The sequence below is a fragment of the Robertmurraya kyonggiensis genome (assembly GCF_005116465.1).
GTDB lineage: Bacteria > Bacillota > Bacilli > Bacillales > Cytobacillaceae > Robertmurraya > Robertmurraya kyonggiensis.
The window spans coordinates 1-2,422 of record NZ_SWBM01000025.1; the positions used below are offsets into that span (position 1 = coordinate 1).

Genomic DNA, 2,422 nt, shown 5'->3' on the forward strand with positions numbered 1-2,422 from the left:
AAATTGGACAAATGAAGCAAACCCAGGAAGCTCTAGAGAAAACCAAGTCCGATTTGGAGTCTCAACGCGAAGCCCATATGCAAGCTATAGCCAAGATCGATGCGGAGCTGGAGACTGTAGAAGCCAATCTGCAGCAAATTCCAGGGGCACTGACAACGTTTGAACAAAATAAGCAAGTCCTTATTCAAAAGGTTGATCAGTTGAAGCAAAACTTGAAGTCGATTGAGGGTTTAGCTGAGGAAGATCAGAAAGCCATTTCCGATGTAGATGCTATTCGCCTGCGTGCGATCAAAGCGATCCAAGATTTCCTTGGGTCGTTATAAAAACTCTTCTTTAGAAATCCGTGACACCCTTGCAATTTTTTATATTTTTTTTGCCCTAAGGGCGATGCATAACGCATCGGCCATGTATCCCTAAATATGTAGTACATTATTTTCACTTATTTTTCTGCTAGAGGCGATACTTTGTATCGGCTATGATATTTTCCGATTCTCCAAAAATCGGCTCATGCATCAACCCAAATACTGGGATAATATTTTTTCAAATATTTTCCATTCAAAGCTCGAGGAAACTCCTCTCCTTCTAAAGTCTCCAATATATATGCATTACCTGGAGCACACCGATTTATCCGATACGGACCTTCCCAAGTCGGAGACCATTTACCGAATTTAGAATCTTTAGACCCAATCGGCAAAATTAGTTTCAATACCAATTCTCCTTTAGAAAATTCCTTAAATTGAACTTACTTGTTATACCATCTGGCGATACGCTCCTTATTAGCCTCTAAATTTTCAATGGCTTTCAAACGATACTGAGTTAAATCTTCCAACTCATCTTTCATGATAATGGAATACTCATCGGCTATTATCTCATTTTGAAATTCAACACGTCTAGAGCCGATTTTCAACTCCCAAGGTAATACAGCTTCATGTCCATAAATCAATTGATAAGGTGACATTTTAATTGCACCGTGACAAGCCATCCGATATGACCATAACGCTTCATGTAGCACAGTATGCCATCTTCTGGGAAACACATCAATCTTTCTTTTTATCAACTTGATCACGCTTTTATTGGAGGCCTCTGCTTGACCATTAGCCTGAGCATAATAAGGAGAAGAATTCAATATTTTAATCCCCATGCTTTCAGCAAACTCTGCAAATTCTCCTGAAGTAAACATAGTTCCCTGATCGGTTGTAATTGTTTGAGGAATACCAAACCGATAGATAATATGCTCTCTAACAAAATCCACCATATTAGCCGATGACACAATCTTCAAAGGAATTGCTTCAACCCATTTAGTAAAATAATCAGTCGCCACTAACACAAACTTGAGTCCTTTACTTGACGCAGGGTTAATCTATCTGATTAAATCAATGCCCCATCCTCGAAAAGGCCAAGGCTTTAAAATCGGATTCATAGCAGACGCAGGAGCCCTTTGAACATTCCCAAATCGCTAACAGTCCTGACATCCCTTGTAATATTTGAAACAATCTTCAAGAATTGTAGGCCAAAAATATCCATTCCTCCTGATCATCCATTTCATCTTGAAGGCCGATTGATGTGCTCCACATACTCCTTCATGGATTTCTCCCATTAATACGTTAGCTTCCTCAGATCCAACACATTTGAGTAAAACTCCATCAATCGTCCGATAATAAAGATCATCTTCAAGTATAACATACTTCACTGCCTGAATCCTTATCTTTCTTTCAACTTTCTTCGATGAATCTTTCAAATATTCATAAATCCCTTTTCTCCAATTGGATTCTTCGATCTCCAGACTTGATATTTCTCTGATCGGATGATAACCAGACGCTCCTTGAGCCAATCGGTTAGCCTCCCCATTATGACATTTGGGAATATGCTCAATCTTAACAAGCCTGAATTCTTTTAACAACTGGAGACATTCATCATGATATATTCTCAAAATATCATCATTGCATTCATATTCACCCATCAATTGCTTTACTACCAATAGAGAATCTCCGAATATTTCAATAGCATCGGCCTTGATCTCTTTGAGTAGTTTGACACCTTTAAGAACAGCCCGATATTCTGCTTGATTATTAGTGGCTTCTTTGTCAATCCGAAAAGAGAATTCAAAGCTTGCCCCACGAGGCGAAATCAATACAATTCCGATTCCAGAGCCAGCTCCACAAGAAGATCCATCAAAAAACAAAGTCCATGGGGTAAGTTCCACCAAATGAATCTCTGGACCACAATGATGAGTGACAAAATTGGCAAGTACCTGCCCTTTGACTGCCTTTGACGACTCAAAGCGTAATTCAAACTCCGATAGGGCCAAAATCCACTTTCCGATTCTACCACTCAAAATCGGCAATCACATCATGTACTTTATAACATCATCTTTACTAACAATGATGCATTCAGCCGTTAGCAAATAATGTCTGAGCTTGGT

At 39.1% G+C, this 2,422-nt stretch carries 3 protein-coding genes and 1 pseudogene; 1 reads left to right on the forward strand and 3 read right to left on the reverse strand.

Annotation, left to right across the window (positions count from 1 at the left end; translation table 11 throughout):
- Positions 1 to 323 (forward strand): coiled-coil domain-containing protein (locus FA727_RS25555; RefSeq protein WP_206663859.1); only part of this gene is annotated, 323 nt, incomplete at its 5' end.
- Between the two features lie 182 nt (positions 324 to 505).
- Here FA727_RS25555 and FA727_RS25560 read toward each other — a convergent pair.
- The 3 genes and pseudogenes from FA727_RS25560 to FA727_RS25570 all read right to left on the reverse strand — a co-directional run.
- Positions 506 to 715, reverse strand: a pseudogene (locus FA727_RS25560) (hypothetical protein); the annotation flags it as partial.
- 27 nt (positions 716 to 742) lie between these two features.
- Positions 743 to 1,360: an integrase catalytic domain-containing protein gene (locus FA727_RS25565; protein WP_136833897.1), complete on the reverse strand. Its 618-nt coding sequence runs from the start codon at positions 1,358 to 1,360 to the stop codon at positions 743 to 745.
- Between the two features lie 96 nt (positions 1,361 to 1,456).
- Positions 1,457 to 2,335, reverse strand: a complete 879-nt coding sequence (locus FA727_RS25570) for a reverse transcriptase-like protein (RefSeq protein ID WP_158318964.1) — start codon at positions 2,333 to 2,335, stop codon at positions 1,457 to 1,459.
- Between the last annotated feature and the right edge of the window lie 87 nt (positions 2,336 to 2,422).